This window comes from Streptomyces scopuliridis RB72, assembly GCF_000718095.1.
Lineage (GTDB): Bacteria > Actinomycetota > Actinomycetes > Streptomycetales > Streptomycetaceae > Streptomyces > Streptomyces scopuliridis.
Genome location: NZ_JOEI01000027.1, coordinates 97,497 through 113,227 on the forward strand (window position 1 = coordinate 97,497; position 15,731 = coordinate 113,227).

Genomic DNA, 15,731 nt, shown 5'->3' on the forward strand with positions numbered 1-15,731 from the left:
CAGGAGCGTTCTGCCGTCCGCCTCTCGGCGGGGGCGTCAGACCGCGGCCGTCGTCTCCGACTCGGCCGCCTTCTCCAGTTGGAAGGCCTCGTTGCCGAGCCCGATACGGGCGTGCACCTCGGGCTTGACGGAGCGCAGCACCAGCCCGTACACCAGCCCGCCGATCAGCGCGAGAGCGATGATCCCGGGCAGCACCCAGCTGAGCGCGGAGCCGGGCCCCGACCCGACGAGGATGTCGAAGTCCTTGACGGTGTAGACGGCGATGGTCACCAGCGCGATGCCCGCCAGCCCGGAGGCCACCAGCCGCGCGGCCTGATGGCGCGCCGCTCCCCGCCGTACGAAGAAGACGATGACGGCGAGGGAGGCCACGGCCATCAGCACGATGACCCCGAGCGCGCCGATGTTGCCCATCCAGGTGAAGAGATGGAGCACCGGGGCCGTCGGGTCACCGGCCGGCTTGTCGTCGGTGAGGGCGAAGGCCAGGATGACGGCGCCCGAGACCGCGGACTGCAGCACGGAGCCGGAGGCCGGCGCGCCGCTGGACTTGTTGGTGCGGCCGAAGGCGGCGGGCAGCAGCCCCTCGCGGCCCATCGCGAAGGCGTAGCGCGCGACGACATTGTGGAAACTGAGCAGCGCGGCGAACATGCCGGTCACGAACAGGACGTGCAGGACGTCGGTGAAGGTGGCGCCCAGCCGGCTCTCGGTCAGTCCGAAGAGCAGTGCGGGGCCCTGCTCCCCCGCGGCCTTGACGATCGAGCCGGGTCCCGCGGCGACGGTCACCGCCCAGGCGCTGAAGGCCAGGAACAGCGCGGCGTAGCCGACGGCCAGGAACATGACACGCGAGACGACGACATGCGGCCGGCTCGTCTCCTCGGCGTAGACCGGGGCCTGTTCGAAGCCGACGAAGGCGGCGATGCAGAAGCAGAGCGCGGTCCCGAGCCCCGCGCCGGTGAGGGTGTCGGGGTTGAAGGCGGCCATGGACAGCCCCTCCTTGCCCGGATCGGCGAGGGAGGCGATGTCGAAGATCACGACCAGTGCGCACTCGATGATCAGCAGGACGCCGAGGACCTTGGCGTTGAGGTCTATCTTCAGCCAGCCGAGCAGACCGACGATCGCGGCGGCGACGAGCGCCGGGATCCACCAGGCCACGGTCAGATCGAGATAGGTGGCGAAGAGTCCGGAGACCTCGAAGCCGAGGATCCCGTAGATACCGACCTGCATGGCGCTGTACGCGACGAGGGCGACGAGCGAGGCACCGGCACCGGCGGTCGGGCCGAGACCGCGGGCGATATACGCGTAGAACGCGCCGGCGTTGTGCACATGCCGGCTCATCTCCGCGTACCCGAAGCTGAACAGCACCAGGACGACGCCGAGAATCACATAGAGCAGGGGCTGGCCGACGATGCCCATGACACCGAAGACCGTGGGCATGACGCCCGCGACGACGAGCATCGGCGCGCTCGCGGCGAGCACGGAAAGCAGCAGGCCCACCGTGCCGAGCCGGCCGGCGCGCAGCGCCCGTTCCTGCCCTTTGTACGTATTGATCTCGTTGAGTTCGCTCGTGCTGGGTCTGCCCGTCGACATGACAGGGTGGTCCTTTCGGAATGCGGTGGTGACTCAGGCGGAGCCGAGCGCGGCGTTGCGCGCGGCGAGGAACGCTTTGTGGGGGTCCCGGTCGGGATATGACCAGGGGGCTGGGGTGATGTGCGGGCCGATCCGCTGGAACAGCGCGGCGGCCTCGGCGAACCGCCCGTCGTGGAACTGGGCGTGGGCGAGGAAGTTGAGGTCGACCCGGCCGCGCGGATGCTCCTCGGACTCCCACTCCAGCCACCAGTCGAAGGCGGTCTTGAGCACCTGGCGGGCGCGGCGTCCGGTCCAGTGGGCGGAGGCCGCGGGGTTGCCGGGTTCCTGTCCGGCGGAGGCGAGAACGCGGTAGCGCTCGGCGTGGGCGACCACGGGCAGGATCGCGAGCGGTGAGTCGGCGGGGGCCTGTTCGGCGGCCCAGGAGGCGAAGTCGTACACCTCGTGCAACGGGTCCTGGCCGGCGTCGGGATGGCGCTCCGCGAGCCGCGCCGCCATCAGATGATGCGCGTGGTGATGGTCCGGATGCCGGGTTCTGACCTCGTCGAAGAGCTGTGAGGTCTCTTCCTCCGTGCCGAGCGTACGGGCGAGCAGCAGCAGTCCGAGCCAGGGCGTGGGATCGGCCGGGGCCCGCCGGATGGCATCGCGGCAGGCGTCCCGCGCGCGCTGTTCCTTCTCTTTGCCGCGCAGTACGCCGACGACGGTGGCGCAGGCGAGCAGGGTGGCCGCGTCGGCGCTCTCCGGTTCGGCGAGCAGCCAGTCCCGGGTCCAGGCGGCGGCGCCGGAGGCCCGGGCGAGGACGACGACGCGGTGGCCCCGCCGGTCCCAGTCGTCGCCGGTCTCGGCGAGCAGGGTGCGCGCCTCGGACCAGCGGCCCTGGGCCAGCTGGTCTCGTACGGCGCCGAGTCGGGCGTCATCAAGGGCCGGATCGAAGAACTGGCCGGAGCGGGAGCCCCGTCTTCGTGAGCGGCCCAGGGGTGGTGGCGGAGGCGGGGACATCCGCGGGAATCCTCCAGGGCACATGAACGAGCGATGATCGCGGACAGCCAACCGGTAGGCAACGCTTTCCGTCAAGGGCTGCCTTGATGCGAAGTGCGCCAACTGTCCAGCCGTCCCGCACCGTTGATCCCTCTTTGCACCCCGGGGCCTCACCTCGTATGTGACCCGGTTTCAGCTGCTGAGGCCCAGCTCGGACGGGTATTGGCCGCACTGCCCGCCCGCCTGCCCTCCGTTACCGGACGGCTTTCGCCGCCGCCCGGCCCGCCGTACGGCCCGAGAAGATACAGCCGCCGAGGAATGTGCCCTCCAGGGAGCGGTAGCCGTGCACGCCACCGCCGCCGAAGCCGGCCGCCTCGCCCGCCGCGTAGACGCCGGGCAGCGGCGCGCCCGCCGCGGTCAGGACGCGGGAGGACAGATCGGTCTCCAGGCCGCCGAGCGACTTACGGGTCAGGATGTTCAGCCGTACGGCGATCAGCGGGCCCGCCTGGGGGTCGAGCAGGCGGTGCGGGGCGGCCGTACGGATCAGCTTGTCGCCCAGATACTTCCGGGCGCCCCGGACCGCCATGACCTGGAGGTCCTTGGTGAAGGGGTTGGCGATCTCGCGGTCGCGCGCGGTGATCTCGCGGCGCAGCCCGTCCTCGTCGATCAGCCCTTCCCCGGTGAGGGCGTTCATGCCGCGCACGAGCGCGCTCAGGTCCTTCTCCACGACGAAGTCGGCGCCGTTGTCCATGAACGCCTTGACCGGGCCCGGGACATCGGCGCGCGCCCGTCCGATCACCCCGCGGACCGACTTCCCGGTCAGATCGGGGTTCTGCTCGGAGCCCGAGAGCGCGAACTCCTTGCCGATGATGCGCTGGTCGAGGACGAACCAGGTGTACTCGTGGCCGGAGCGCATGATGTGCTCCAGCGTGCCGAGCGTGTCGAAGCCGGGGAAGAGCGGTACGGGCAGCCGCCGGCCGCGCGCGTCCAGCCAGAGCGAGGACGGGCCGGGCAGGATACGGATGCCGTGCCTGGCCCAGATCGGGTTCCAGTTCTCGATGCCCTCGGTGTAGTGCCACATCCGGTCCCGGTTGATGTGCCGGGCGCCCACCGCCTCCGTGATGCCGAGCATCAGTCCGTCGACGTGCGCGGGCACGCCCGAGAGCATCTTCTTCGGCGGCGTGCCGAGCCGCTCGGGCCACTGGGCGCGTACCAGCTCGTGGTTGCCGCCGATGCCGCCCGAAGTGACGATCACCGCCTGCGCCTTGAACGTGAAGGCGCCGGTGACCGTACGGCTGCTCGCGGTGCCGCGAACGGCCTCGCTCGGCTCCAGGATCTCGCCGCTCACGGTGTCCACCACGCCCGCGGTGGTGGCGAGGGCGGTGACGCGGTGCCGGAAGCGGAACGTCACGAGCCCCTTCGCGACCCCCGCGCGCACCCGCCGCTCGAACGGCTCGACCACCCCGGGCCCGGTGCCCCAGGTGATGTGGAAGCGCGGCACGGAATTGCCGTGTCCGGTCGCGTCGTACCCGCCGCGCTCCGCCCAGCCCACCACCGGGAAGAACCGCATGCCCTGCCCATGCAGCCAGGCCCGCTTCTCGCCCGCCGCGAAGTCGACATACGCCTCGGCCCACTTGCGCGGCCAGTGGTCGTCCTCGGGGCGGTCGAACCCCGCCGTACCGAGCCAGTCCTGAAGGGCCAGCTCCCGGCTGTCCTTGATCCGCAGCCGGCGCTGCTCGGGCGAGTCCACGAAGAAGAGGCCGCCGAAGGACCAGTGCGCCTGTCCGCCGATCGACCGCTCGGGCTCCTGGTCGAGGACGATCACGGAGCGGCCCGCGTCCACCAGCTCGGCGGTGGCGACCAGGCCCGCGAGCCCCGCCCCGATCACGATCACATCAGCGTCGTTCGCCATGGCTGCCATCCTTCACGGGCGGGATCGGTTGGGCCCTGTACGGGTGGTCCGATCTTCCGTACGCGCGAGTAACGCGTCAACTGGTTGGATGGCGTGTATGAGCGCTGCTGACGAGATCCTGGACATCGTCGACGAAGACGACCGCGTCGTCGGGCGGGCGCCACGCGGCGAGGTGTACGCGCGGGGCCTGCGCCATCGCGCCGTCTTCGTGCTCGCGCGGGACGCGGAGGACCGGATCTTCGTCCATCGCAGAACCCCGGTGAAGCTGATCTTCCCCTCGCTGTACGACATGTTCGTGGGCGGTGTCGTCGGCGCGGGCGAGAGCTATGACGAGGCGGCGCTGCGGGAGGCCGAGGAGGAGCTGGGCGTGTCGGGGCTGCCCCGGCCCGTACCGCTGTTCACGTTTCTGTACGAGTCCGCGGACGGGACCGGGAGCTGGTGGTCGCGGGTGTACGAGGTGCGCTGCACGCTGCCGGTGCGCCCGCAGGAGGAGGAGGTCGCCTGGCACGACTTCCTCCCGGAGACGGAGCTGGAGCGCCGGCTCGGACAGGGCCCGGATGGCTGGAAGTGGGCGCCGGACGGGCTCGCGGCGTACGAACGGCTCCGCGCGCCGCGCGCGTAGGGTGCGGTACGTGAGCGACTTTCTGCGCGGCCTGCGGCTGTGGTTCACGCCCCGGCGCGTCGCCGAGGAGGGCGAGACCCCCGACTACCGCTTCTCGCTCGCCAATGAGCGCACCTTCCTGGCCTGGATCCGCACGGCGCTCGCGCTGGTGGGCGGCGGGTTCGCGGTCGATCAGTTCCTGCCGGACCTGCGCTGGGGGGTACGGGTCGGGCTCGCGGTGGCGCTGCTCGCGGCGGGCGCGTTCTGCGCGCTGCGCGCGGTCAATCACTGGGTGCGCTGCGAGCGGGCAATGCGGCGCAAGGAGGATCTGCCCGTCTCCGTGTTTCCGACGCTGCTGAGTCTGGCGGTGGGGCTGGTCGCCGTCGCGATGCTGGTCATCGTGGTGCTGGGGCGGGCCGGCTGATGGCCGCGCCTCCCGGGGACGCGGGCGGGGCCCCGGCCCGGGATCCGGGGCTCCAGCCCGAGCGGACCCGGCTGGCCTGGCGGCGTACGACACTCTCCTGCACGGTGGTCGCCGTTCTCGCGGCCCGGCAGGCGATCCATGGCGGCGCCACGGCCGCCGGAGTGGCCGGCGCCGCGCTCAGCGCCCTGGTCTGGCTCGCCTTCCTGGGCGTGGCGCACCGCCGCACGCTGGCGCTGGACGCCGCCGCGCCGGGGCCGCTGACGGTGCGCGCGGCGATCGCCACGACGGGCTGCACGATCCTGCTGGCCCTGTTCGCGTTGGCGGTGCTGGCCTGAAGGGCCGGCCTGAACGTACGGGCCCGACGGTACGGCGACGCCACCTGGCGTGCCGTCAGCTGGCAGGCTCGGAGCGACCGTTCGCCCGTGAGCCAGGGGACCCCGATGCCTGCCACCGATCCATATCTCGTCCGACTGGCACCCGAGGTGCACGCCTATGTCCAGCCGGACGGCGGCTGGTGCCTCAACAACGCCGGTTTCGTCAGCGACGGCGAGACGACGCTCCTCATCGACACCGCCGCCACCGAACACCGCGCGCTGCTGCTGCGTGAGGCGATCCTGGCGACCGGCGTCCCCCTCCCCCGTATCGTCGTCAATACGCACCACCACGGCGATCACACCTACGGCAACGGCCTGTTCGTGCCCGAGGCGACCGTCATCGGCCATGCCACCTGCCGCGACGAGCAGTCCGCCGCCGGTCATGAAATCCGGCTGGTCTGGCCGGGGACTGGTTTCGGCGACATCCGGATCACGCTCCCGACCATGACCTACCACGACCGCCTGACCCTCCATGCGGGCGGGACCGAGGCGCGGGTGATCCACCCGGGCGTGGCGCACACCCGGGGCGACTCGATCGTGCATCTGCCGGAGCGTGGCATCGTCTTCACCGGCGATCTGGTCTTCAACGGCGGTACGCCGTTCGTCTCCGCGGGCTCGCTGCGCGGATCCCTGCGGGCGCTGGATCTGCTGCGCTCGCTGGACGCGAGCGTCGTCGTACCGGGGCACGGTCCGGTCACCGACCCGTCGGTGTTCGACGCGACGGAGGACTATCTGCGGTACGTGACCGATCTGGCGCTGGAGGGCCACGCCAAGGGCCTCACCCCGCTGGAGACGGCGCGCACGGCCGATCTCGGGGAGTTCGCCGCGCTGCGGGAGAGCGAGCGGCTGGTGGGCAATCTGCACCGGGCGTACGCCGAGCTGGACGGGCTGCCGGAGGGCTCGCCGCTGGATCCGGTCACCGTCTTCACCGATATCGCCGCGATGAACGGCGGCGCGCTCCCGGCCTGCGACGCCTGACCGGTCCCGGGCCCCGGCACCGACAGGGACCAGGCCCCGCACTGGACGACATACCGACTGGTCGGCATCATGAGTCATCAGGATCGGCCACGACCGCCCACGGAGGTACGCACGATGAGCCCAGTCCCCCCGCCAGGACTAGATCCCGAGCAGCTGCGCGGCCATCTCGACCGCGCGTTTCCCGGCCTGGTGAGCGGACCGCTCGACGCGCGGCTGATCGAGGGCGGCCGGTCGAATCTGACGTACACCGTCACCGATTCCGCCGATCCCGCCCACCGCTGGGTGGTCCGCAGGCCCCCGCTCGGCCATGTGCTGGCCACCGCGCACGACATGAAGCGCGAGTACCGCGTGATCGAGGCGCTGTATCCGACGGCCGTGCCGGTGCCCGAGCCACTGCTGCTCTGTGAGGACGAGTCCGTGCTCGGCGCGCCCTTCTACGTCATGGAGTATGTGGCGGGCACGCCGTACCGCACGGCCGAACAGCTCGCCCCGCTCGGCCCCGAGCGCACCCGCGCCGCCGTCCTGGCGCTGGTCAACACGCTGGTCGAGCTGCATGCCGTCGATCCCGTGGCGGTCGGGCTCGCCGGCTTCGGCCGCCCCGACGGCTTCCTCGACCGGCAGCTGCGCCGCTGGGGCAAGCAGCTCGACGCCTCCCGCGACCGCGAGCTGGCCGGTATCGACGAGCTGCACGCGGCCCTCGGCCGGTCGCTGCCCGGCTCCCCGGCGCCCACCGTGATCCATGGCGACTACCGGCTCGACAATGTCCTGCTGGGCGAGGACGACCGGATCAAGGCGGTACTGGACTGGGAGATGTCCACGCTCGGCGATCCGCTCACCGACCTGGGGCTGCTGGTGATGTACAGCGCGCGCCTGGAGCTGACGGGGTCGCCGATCAGTACGACCGCCGGGGCCGCCGGCCACCCCGCGCCCGCCGAACTGATCGAGCGGTACGCCGCGGGCTCGGGCCGGGACACCTCGGCGATCTCCTGGTACACGGCGTTCGCCTGGTTCAAGCTCGCCGTGATCCTGGAGGGCATCCACTACCGCTACACCCTGGGCCAGACCGTGGGCCCCGGCTTCGACCGGATCGGCGCTCTCGTCCCCGTCTTCATCCAGCACGGCCTCACCACCCTCCAGGAAGGCTGAGTACCCCTCATGGACTTCGCATTCGACGCCCGCACGGAAGAGCTGCGGGCCAGGCTGCTCGCCTTCATGGACGCGTACGTCCTGCCGGCCGAGGCGGTGGCGCACGAGCAGCGGTCCCTGCTGGCCGACCCCTGGGACACCCCGGCGGTCGTCGAGGACCTCAAGGCCGAGGCGCGCGCCCAGGGCCTGTGGAACCTGTTCTTGCCCGATACGGAGTACGGCGCCGGGCTGACCAATCTCCAGTACGCGCCGCTCGCCGAGATCACCGGCCGCTCCCCGCAACTGGCCCCCACCGCGCTGAACTGCGCCGCGCCCGACACCGGGAACATGGAGGTGCTCGCCCAGTTCGGCACCGCTGAACAGAAGAAGCAGTGGCTGGAGCCGCTGCTCGCGGGCGAGATCCGGTCGGCGTTCGCCATGACCGAACCCGACGTGGCCTCCTCGGACGCGACGAACATCCAGACGCGGATCCGGCGGGACGGCGACGACTACGTCATCAACGGCCGCAAGTGGTACATCTCCGGGGCGATGAACCCGGACTGCGCGATCTTCATCGTGATGGGCAAGACCGACCCGGACGGCGAGGACCTCCGCCGCCAGCAGTCGATGATCCTGGTCCCGCGCGACACCCCGGGGCTCGAAGTCCGCCGCGCCATGCGGGTGTACGGCTACGAGGACCACTCCCACGGCGGCCACGCCGAGGTGGTGTTCGACAACGTGCGGGTGCCCGCCTCGCATCTCGTCGGCGAGGAGGGCGGCGGTTTCGCGATCGCGCAGGCCCGGCTCGGGCCCGGCCGGATCCACCACTGCATGCGGCTGATCGGGATGGCCGAGCGGGCGATCGAGCTGATGTGCCGCAGGGCCGTGTCCCGTTCGGCGTTCGGAAAGGCGATCGCCCAGCAGGGCGTGGTCCAGAACTGGATCGCGGACGCCCGGGTGACGGTCGAACAGCTGCGACTGCTCGTGCTCAAGACGGCCTGGCTGATGGATACGGTCGGCAACAAGGGCGCGCACACGGAGATCCAGGCCATCAAGATCGCCACCCCCCGCGCGGTCGTCGGCATCATCGACTCGGCCGTCCAGCTGCATGGCGCGGGCGGGGTCAGCCAGGACTTCCCGCTGGCCGAACTGTGGGCCGCGGCACGGACCTTGCGGCTGGCGGACGGTCCCGACGAGGTGCATCAGCGGTCGCTGGCGCGGCGGGAGCTGAAGAAGTACCTCTGAGCGGGACCCACGGGACTGACACATCTGAGGCCGGCGCATCCCGGGCCGACGTATCCGGGGCCTCAGGAGTCCGGCGACGGCGGCGGGAGCAGGCCGAGGGACTGGGCGCGCATGACCGCCGAGAGCCGGTCGCAGGTGCCCAGTCTGCGGTAGATGCCCTCGATGTGCTTGTGGACGGTACGCGGGGAGATATGCAGCCGGCGGGCGATCGCGGTGGCGGGCATGGCCTCCGCGAGCAGCGTGAGGACGGTGAGCTGACGGGGCGTGAGCCCCGCCTCCGCCGCCCGCTCGACGGGGTCCGTGACGGAGGCGACACGGGACGGGGCGGGAGAGGAGGGCGCGGCACAGGTGGCGGCGGCACGCCAGCGCGCGAGGGCGCTGTAGTGGGAGTCGATGCTGACCAGCAGGGGCTGGACACGACGGGCGTACGCCAGCTCCTCCGCCGTGAAGTCGTCCTGCGGGTGGTGCAGTACGAAGCCTCTGGCGACGCCGGCCGGGGCGGGCAGCGGAATCCCGAGCATATGGGCGCCGAGGGTCCCCCGGGCCAGCCGGTGGCTCCGGCTGCGCAGCCAGGAGCGCTCGCCCATGATCTGGCTCGCCGACAGCGGCGTGTGGTCCCGGGCGGACGTGTAGTGGGCCACGAGCGGGTTGTCCGCGCGCAGTTGCCGGGTGGTCAGCGCGTCCAGATAGTCCTGCGAAAGCGCGTGGGCGGACTTCCACGCCACCACACGTCCGGTCCGCTTCGCGTAGCTGGCCTGGGAGAGCGAGACGGCCGACGCGTGCATGCCCCGGGCCAGTTCGGCGAGGACCGAGGACCAGGCGGGCTCCGGGTCCGGGTGTTCCAGAACGGCGACAGCCAGACCGAGCATATGGGCGTAATCACGCCACAGGACAGACCCCATCGATACCCCCGCGCCCCCGACGGCCGGTGATGGCCGTACGCACCGACACCGATACTCTCCGTGTTCATTCTGCCGTACCCCTCGCCCCCTGGATAGACCGGCCGAGGGGTGGATCGGCATCACATAGGGGGCTCCCGGGGCCTGCGCACAGCCGCCGCCCCGGGAGCCCTGGGCCGAGGGGGGTGCCCGCCGGTGCAGTTGCCGCGGCCACGGCAACTTCAGCGGCGCCCTCCGGCCCCTCACGCCTTCGGGCCGTCGCTCCGTCCGGCCTTCACGCCACCGGAGCCACTGGCCGTCGGGCCGTCAGCAGGGCACGACGTAGTAGACCTGCGTCCAGGTCGCCGTGCCGGTCTGGGGCGCCCTGGAGGTCCAGCGGACGCTGCGGTCGGAGTTCAGGAACTTCGCGGTCGTGCCGCGGGTCTGGTTGTTGTTGAACGTGCCGTCCCCGACCCAGGGCAGGCTGTAGGTCCCGCACCGGTAGTAGTCGCGCGAGTCGCCCGGCTTGTACAGACAGAGATGTCCGTACGCGCACGCGGCGGGCGCCCGGCCGCTCACCCCGGGCCCGGCCAGGTCGCGGGCGTACCGCTGGCCGGGAGCGGCGACGACGAGATCGCCGCCCTCGATCGCGATCCTGTTGGCGGAGACCTGCCTGCTGCCCGGCTCTTCCGCGAGATAGCCGTCGACCCGGTCCTGGAGCTCGCCGGCCTGGGCGGGTGTCAGCCCGGCCCGTTGCGTCTGCGCGGTGAACGCCTGGCGGCTGTCGTCCCGAGGAGTCTGCGCCCCGGCGGTCGGGGCCGTCATCAGGCCGGCCGCGAGCGTACCGGCGGCGAGGACGCCGACCGTGGCCCTCAGCATGAACGCGCGGATCTTGTTCATTGATCCCCCTTGAGTCATATGCGCGTGTGAGTCATATGCGCGTGGTCAGGTGCGCGGAATGTCTCACGTTCCGTAGACCGAACGACACTCATAGTGACTAGGGCGCGCGGTACCCGCAATGCGTACAAGTACGTAGGGAGAGCACCCGCGTTCGGTGCATGGCGCGCGGGGGCGGGGGGCCGCCACCGTACCGGGCCGCCGCTTTATGGGCGCAGCGCGCGCAGCAGCAGATCCGCGAGATGGTCCGCGACCTGCTGCGGGGTGAGCGGGCCGTCCGGCCGGTACCAGGTCGAGAGATGGTGGACCGAGCCGAAGTGGTAGTCCACCACCAGATCGGCCGGGGTCGCGGTGGAGAAGACCCCGCCGCGCTGGCCCTCCTCGATCAGCGCGCGGAACCGCTCGTGGTAGCGGCGGCGCTCCGCCCGCACCCGCTTGTTCTTCTCCGGGCTGAGATGGTGCATGGAGCGGAAGAAGATCGCGGCGTCGTCCAGGTTGTCGATCGTCGTCACGACCACATCGGCGGCGGCGGCCCGCAGCCGCCGCTCCACCGGCTCGTCCGCGTCCGCGTAGGCGTCGAGACGTTCCTGCTGGAGGCGGAGTACGCGGGAGTAGACCTCCTGGAGAAGGTCCTCCTTGGAGCCGAAGTAGTGGTAAAGCGCACCCTTGGTGACGCCCGCCGCCTCGACGATCCCCTGGACCGAGGTGCGGTCGTATCCGCGCTCGGCGAAGAGCCGGGTGGCGGCGGCCAGCAGTCGCTGGGGAACGGGGGTACCGTCCCCGTCCGTCGTTCTGGCCATCTGTCGCCACCTGCCTTTCGCTCCATGCCGTCCCCGGTCCCCGGCGCCTGCGATGACGCCCACGAGAGGGAACGCGGTTCCCGCCCGAGGATCTTCCCACCCGCCGTCCCGGGCGGCTCGGGCAGGATCGCGGCCGCGCGGGGGCGGGCGTACGCGCGGACCCGCGCGGTCACTCCCCCGCGCCGCCTCCGACCGCTTCCCACTTCTGCTGGACACGGTTCATCGTGGCGAGCCAGCGGTCGGGGTCTCCGGAGCGCGCCTGGTAGAAGCCCGCCACCTCGGGATGCGGCAGGACGAGGAAGCGGTCCTCCGCCATGGCGGTGAACAGCGCCTCGGCCACGGCGGGCGGCTCGATGGCGGTGGGAGTGAGCACCAGCTCGCCGGCGCTGCCGGAGGCGGTGAGCATGTCCGTACGCACGCCCTGCGGGCAGATGGCGTGCACCTTGAGACCGCGGTGACGGTAGGTCAGCGAGAGCCATTCGGCATAGGCCAGCGCGCCGTGCTTGGTGACGCTGTACGGGGCCGCGCCGATCATGGTGAGCAGACCGGCTGCGGAGACGGTGGAGACGAACCTGCCGCTCCCGCGCTCCAGCCAGCCGGGCAGCAGCGCCCTGCTGGCCCGTACGTGCGCCATGACGTTGACGTCCCAGGCGGCCGACCAGACGTCCTCGCCGGAGAGCGCGTCACCGGCCGAGCCGAGCCCGGCGTTGGCGCAGTAGATGTCGACGGTGCCGCCCAGCGCCTCGCGGGCGTCGTCCACGATCAGGGAGGCGTCGCCGGGGACCGCGACGGCGTCGATCTCCGCGGCGACGGCCTTGGCCTTCTCCGCGTCGAGGTCGTTGACCACCACCCGGGCGCCTTCGGCGGCGAATCTGCGGGCCAGCGCGGCGCCGATGCCACCGCCGGCTCCCGTGACCACAACCCCCGCACCGTGCACCGAACTCATCGGGACCTGCCTTTCCGGCGTTCCGGTTCCTCGCCGACGCCCTCGCCGACGCCCTCGTCGACCCTCAGCAGACTAACCGGTCGGTATGTGACGCGGGAAGAGGACGAGCCGGGCGGGGACGGCGGCGCGGCGTGTGGTCGGCGTCGTTCCGCGTGGCCCCGTGGAGCGCTAGCGTGCGTGGCCATGACAGCCGACCGAGTGCGCGGAGGTAGCGGAATGGGCCTGTCCAGACGGGGATTGCTGGCCGCCGGTGGCGCGATGGGGGCCGTGGGGGCCGTGGGGGCCGTGGGCGCGTCGGCCGCGGGCGCGGGCACGGCCGCCGCGCACGCGCGAGGCGGGACCGGGGGCGGGGGTCGGGTCCGTACCGGCTTCGACCGGCTGGCCGCCGACGGCTACCGGCTGCTCGCCGGGGAGAAGGTCGGCGTGGTCACCAACCCGACCGGGATCACCTCCGACGTACGCCACATCGTGGATGTCATGCACGCCGACGCGCGGGTGAAGCTCGTCGCCGTCTTCGGCCCGGAGCACGGCTTCCGCGGTACGGCGCAGGCCGGCGGCTCCGAGGGCCGTTACGACGACCCCGCCACCGGACTGCCGGTCTACGACACGTATCTGAAGAGCGGTCAGTCCCTCGCGGACATCTTCACCGCGTCCGGGGTCGACACCGTCGTGTTCGACATCCAGGACGCGGGCGCCCGCTTCTACACGTACATCTGGACGCTGTACGACTGCATGGAGGCGGCGGCGCTCGCGGGCAAGCGGTTCGTGGTGCTCGACCGGCCCAATCCGGTGACCGGGCGGGCGGCCCTCGGGCCGGTCCTGCACCGGGAGTTCGCGACCTTCGTGGGGCGTCAGCCGATCTCGCAGGCGCACGGCATGACCGTCACCGAGCTGGCGCGGCTGTTCAACGGCGAGTTCCTCACGTCGAAGCCGGTGGAGCTGGACGTCGTCACGATGACGGGCTGGCGCCGCGGCGACTTCTTCGACGCGACGGGCCTGCCGTGGGTGCCGCCGAGCCCCAATATGCCGACGCCGGAAACCGCGTTGGTGTACGCGGGGACCTGTCTCTTCGAGGGGACGAATCTGTCGGAGGGACGGGGTACGACACGGCCGTTCGAACTGCTGGGCGCGGAGGGCATCGGCCGTGAGTGGGCCGCGGCGGCCAACGCGCTGGAGCTGCCAGGGGCACGCTTCCGTGAGGCGTACTTCGCGCCGACCTTCTCCAAGTTCCAGGGCAGGACGATCGGCGGGGTGCAACTCCATGTCCACGACCGGGAGTCGTTCGATCCCGTACGCACCGGCATCGCGCTGCTGGTGACGGCGAAGCGGTCGTGGAGCGGGTTCGCCTGGCGCTCCGACCACTGGATCGACAAGCTGACCGGGTCGACGCAGGTCCGTACGCTCATCGACGCGGGCGCGGACACCGACGAGGTGACCGGCGCGTGGCGGAGCGAACTGGCCGCGTTCCGTGCCGTACGGCGGGGGTATCTGCTCTACCGGTGACCGCACGGCTGATAACAGTCGGTAGCGCACCGATATCGGAGCGTGTCCAACACGCGCCGTTGACCGCGTCGTTCACCGGCCGTGAAAGTGCCTGTCGTGATCGACGAAACTCTGTCCCCCACTCCCACGGCGCCCGCCGCGGACGCTCCGGAACACCGGGAGAGTCCGCGCCGGGTGGCCGTGGCGAGCTTCATCGGCAACACCATCGAGCTCTACGACTTCTTCATCTACGGCATGGCGACGGCGCTGGTCCTCGACGACGTCTTCTTCCCGAATCTCTCCCCCCTCAACGCCACGCTCGCGTCCTTCTCCACGTACGCGGTGGCCTTTCTGGCTCGCCCGATCGGCTCAATCGTCTTCGGCCATTTCGGTGACCGCGTCGGCCGCAAATCCGTTCTGGTCACCTCGCTGCTGCTGATGGGTGTGTCCACGGCGCTGGTGGGGCTGCTGCCCGGCTATGCCACCCTGGGCAGTTGGGCGCCCCTGCTGCTCGTCACGCTCCGCTTCCTCCAGGGCATCGGGATCGGCGGTGAGTGGGGCGGCGCGGTGCTTCTGGCCGTGGAGCACGCGCCGCGCGGGAAGCGCGGGCTGTACGCGGCGTTCCCCCAACTCGGCCCGCCCGTCGGCTTCTCCGCCGCCACCGGTGTCTTCTGGCTGGTGTCCGCGTCGCTCGACGAGGCGGCCTTCGCGAGCTGGGGCTGGCGTATCCCGTTCCTGCTGTCCTTCCTGCTGGTCGCCGTCGGGCTGGTCGTACGGCTGAAGATCAGCGAGACGCCGGTCTTCGCACGGTCCGTGGCGGAACGGGCCGCGAGTCGGGCACCGCTGATGGAGCTCCTGCGGTGTCACACGCGTGAACTGCTGCTCGGCGCGGGCGCGATGGCCGTCGTGTACGCGCTCTTCTACACATCGATGACCTATGGCCTGTCGTACACCACGACATCCCTGGGTATGCCGCGCAATACGATGCTGGCGCTGTCCCTGGTCGCCTGTCTCTTCCTCGCGGCCGGTATCTGGTTCTCCGCCACCCGCTCCGACACGGACGGCCGGCGGAGACTCGTTCTGTCGGGGTGCGGACTGGCCGCGGTCTGGAGCCTGCTGCTGTTCCCGCTGCTCGACACCGAGCGGCCGGTACTGATGGCGCTGGCCCTCGGCGGCGCGCTGTTCTGCCTGGGGGTGACGTCCGGTCCGATGGGCGCCTACCTGCCCGAGCTGTTCCCCGCACGCGTCCGCTACTCGGGCGCGTCGCTCGCGTACAACCTGGGCGGTGTCCTGGGCGGCGCGGTCTCCCCCTTGGTCGTGCCGCGCCTCCAGTCCGGCTTCGGCTCGGCGTCGGTGGGGTGGTACGTCAGCGGGATGGCCCTGGTCTCCCTGCTGTGCGTGCGGGCGCTGCCGGAGACACGGGAACGCGAACTGGGCTGACGCGAGACGCCGCGGCCCCGCCCATGGGTGGTGCTGCCACCCGGGCCGGTCGCGGCGTCCGCGTCCACCA

General features: G+C 71.4%; 15 protein-coding genes. 8 read left to right on the forward strand and 7 right to left on the reverse strand.

Annotated elements, in window-relative coordinates; translation table 11 throughout:
• Window positions 1-36: 36 nt before the first annotated feature.
• The 3 genes from IF11_RS0128695 to IF11_RS0128705 form a co-directional block, all read right to left on the reverse strand.
• On the reverse strand, window positions 37-1,584 hold the full coding sequence (locus IF11_RS0128695; RefSeq protein WP_030354660.1) for an APC family permease: 1,548 nt from the start codon (window positions 1,582-1,584) through the stop codon (window positions 37-39).
• A 33-nt stretch (window positions 1,585-1,617) separates the two neighbouring features.
• Window positions 1,618-2,580, reverse strand: a complete 963-nt coding sequence (locus IF11_RS0128700) for a hypothetical protein (protein WP_030354661.1) — start codon at window positions 2,578-2,580, stop codon at window positions 1,618-1,620.
• Between the two features lie 232 nt (window positions 2,581-2,812).
• Window positions 2,813-4,471 (reverse strand): FAD-binding dehydrogenase, encoded by a 1,659-nt coding sequence (locus IF11_RS0128705; protein WP_030354662.1) that lies wholly within the window; start codon window positions 4,469-4,471, stop codon window positions 2,813-2,815.
• A 97-nt stretch (window positions 4,472-4,568) separates the two neighbouring features.
• Here IF11_RS0128705 and IF11_RS0128710 point away from each other — a divergent pair, with 97 nt between their 5' ends.
• The 6 genes from IF11_RS0128710 to IF11_RS0128735 all read left to right on the forward strand — a co-directional run bounded on the left by IF11_RS0128710 (window position 4,569) and on the right by IF11_RS0128735 (window position 9,218).
• Window positions 4,569-5,093 (forward strand): NUDIX domain-containing protein, encoded by a 525-nt coding sequence (locus IF11_RS0128710; RefSeq protein ID WP_030354663.1) that lies wholly within the window; start codon window positions 4,569-4,571, stop codon window positions 5,091-5,093.
• 10 nt (window positions 5,094-5,103) lie between these two features.
• Complete coding sequence (locus IF11_RS0128715; protein WP_030354664.1) at window positions 5,104-5,496, forward strand: YidH family protein; 393 nt, start codon at window positions 5,104-5,106, stop codon at window positions 5,494-5,496.
• Window positions 5,496-5,831, forward strand: a complete 336-nt coding sequence (locus IF11_RS0128720) for a DUF202 domain-containing protein (protein WP_030354665.1) — start codon at window positions 5,496-5,498, stop codon at window positions 5,829-5,831. Before IF11_RS0128715 ends, IF11_RS0128720 begins: the two co-directional genes overlap by 1 nt.
• 105 nt (window positions 5,832-5,936) lie before the next feature.
• A complete protein-coding gene (locus IF11_RS0128725; RefSeq protein ID WP_030354666.1) occupies window positions 5,937-6,848 on the forward strand; it encodes an MBL fold metallo-hydrolase in 912 nt (303 codons plus the stop codon).
• 114 nt (window positions 6,849-6,962) lie between these two features.
• The gene (locus IF11_RS0128730; RefSeq protein ID WP_030354667.1) at window positions 6,963-7,994 is read left to right on the forward strand and encodes a phosphotransferase family protein; all 1,032 of its coding nucleotides are present in this window, start codon (window positions 6,963-6,965) and stop codon (window positions 7,992-7,994) included.
• Between the two features lie 9 nt (window positions 7,995-8,003).
• Window positions 8,004-9,218 (forward strand): acyl-CoA dehydrogenase family protein, encoded by a 1,215-nt coding sequence (locus IF11_RS0128735; protein WP_030354668.1) that lies wholly within the window; start codon window positions 8,004-8,006, stop codon window positions 9,216-9,218.
• Window positions 9,219-9,280: 62 nt separating this feature from the next.
• Here the strand turns inward: IF11_RS0128735 and IF11_RS0128740 are convergent, their stop codons facing one another.
• The 4 genes from IF11_RS0128740 to IF11_RS0128755 form a co-directional block, all read right to left on the reverse strand.
• The gene (locus IF11_RS0128740; protein ID WP_157848456.1) at window positions 9,281-10,120 is read right to left on the reverse strand and encodes a helix-turn-helix transcriptional regulator; all 840 of its coding nucleotides are present in this window, start codon (window positions 10,118-10,120) and stop codon (window positions 9,281-9,283) included.
• A gap of 303 nt (window positions 10,121-10,423) precedes the next feature.
• Window positions 10,424-10,996: a hypothetical protein gene (locus IF11_RS0128745; RefSeq protein WP_030354670.1), complete on the reverse strand. Its 573-nt coding sequence runs from the start codon at window positions 10,994-10,996 to the stop codon at window positions 10,424-10,426.
• Window positions 10,997-11,199: 203 nt separating this feature from the next.
• The gene (locus IF11_RS0128750) at window positions 11,200-11,793 is read right to left on the reverse strand and encodes a TetR/AcrR family transcriptional regulator (RefSeq protein WP_030354671.1); all 594 of its coding nucleotides are present in this window, start codon (window positions 11,791-11,793) and stop codon (window positions 11,200-11,202) included.
• A 169-nt stretch (window positions 11,794-11,962) separates the two neighbouring features.
• Complete coding sequence (locus tag IF11_RS0128755; RefSeq protein ID WP_030354672.1) at window positions 11,963-12,739, reverse strand: SDR family oxidoreductase; 777 nt, start codon at window positions 12,737-12,739, stop codon at window positions 11,963-11,965.
• Between the two features lie 216 nt (window positions 12,740-12,955).
• Between IF11_RS0128755 and IF11_RS0128760 the strand changes: the two genes are divergently transcribed.
• Complete coding sequence (locus IF11_RS0128760; protein ID WP_030354673.1) at window positions 12,956-14,242, forward strand: exo-beta-N-acetylmuramidase NamZ family protein; 1,287 nt, start codon at window positions 12,956-12,958, stop codon at window positions 14,240-14,242.
• Between the two features lie 99 nt (window positions 14,243-14,341).
• Entirely contained in the window at window positions 14,342-15,661 is a 1,320-nt protein-coding gene (locus tag IF11_RS0128765; RefSeq protein ID WP_240627522.1) for an MFS transporter, read from the forward strand.
• The last annotated feature ends 70 nt before the right edge of the window (window positions 15,662-15,731 follow it).

Bases quoted from the DNA above. Each gene is read 5' to 3' on its own strand.
- IF11_RS0128745 (WP_030354670.1), bottom strand. From the start codon at position 10,996: ATGAACAAGATCCGCGCGTTCATGCTGAGGGCCACGGTCGGCGTCCTC.
- IF11_RS0128705 (WP_030354662.1), bottom strand. From the start codon at position 4,471: ATGGCGAACGACGCTGATGTGATCGTGATCGGGGCGGGGCTCGCGGGC.
- IF11_RS0128750 (WP_030354671.1), bottom strand. From the start codon at position 11,793: ATGGCCAGAACGACGGACGGGGACGGTACCCCCGTTCCCCAGCGACTG.
- IF11_RS0128740 (WP_157848456.1), bottom strand. From the start codon at position 10,120: ATGGGGTCTGTCCTGTGGCGTGATTACGCCCATATGCTCGGTCTGGCT.
- IF11_RS0128760 (WP_030354673.1), top strand. From the start codon at position 12,956: ATGGGCCTGTCCAGACGGGGATTGCTGGCCGCCGGTGGCGCGATGGGG.
- IF11_RS0128730 (WP_030354667.1), top strand. From the start codon at position 6,963: ATGAGCCCAGTCCCCCCGCCAGGACTAGATCCCGAGCAGCTGCGCGGC.
- IF11_RS0128720 (WP_030354665.1), top strand. From the start codon at position 5,496: ATGGCCGCGCCTCCCGGGGACGCGGGCGGGGCCCCGGCCCGGGATCCG.
- IF11_RS0128695 (WP_030354660.1), bottom strand. From the start codon at position 1,584: ATGTCGACGGGCAGACCCAGCACGAGCGAACTCAACGAGATCAATACG.
- IF11_RS0128700 (WP_030354661.1), bottom strand. From the start codon at position 2,580: ATGTCCCCGCCTCCGCCACCACCCCTGGGCCGCTCACGAAGACGGGGC.
- IF11_RS0128755 (WP_030354672.1), bottom strand. From the start codon at position 12,739: ATGAGTTCGGTGCACGGTGCGGGGGTTGTGGTCACGGGAGCCGGCGGT.
- IF11_RS0128725 (WP_030354666.1), top strand. From the start codon at position 5,937: ATGCCTGCCACCGATCCATATCTCGTCCGACTGGCACCCGAGGTGCAC.
- IF11_RS0128710 (WP_030354663.1), top strand. From the start codon at position 4,569: ATGAGCGCTGCTGACGAGATCCTGGACATCGTCGACGAAGACGACCGC.
- IF11_RS0128735 (WP_030354668.1), top strand. From the start codon at position 8,004: ATGGACTTCGCATTCGACGCCCGCACGGAAGAGCTGCGGGCCAGGCTG.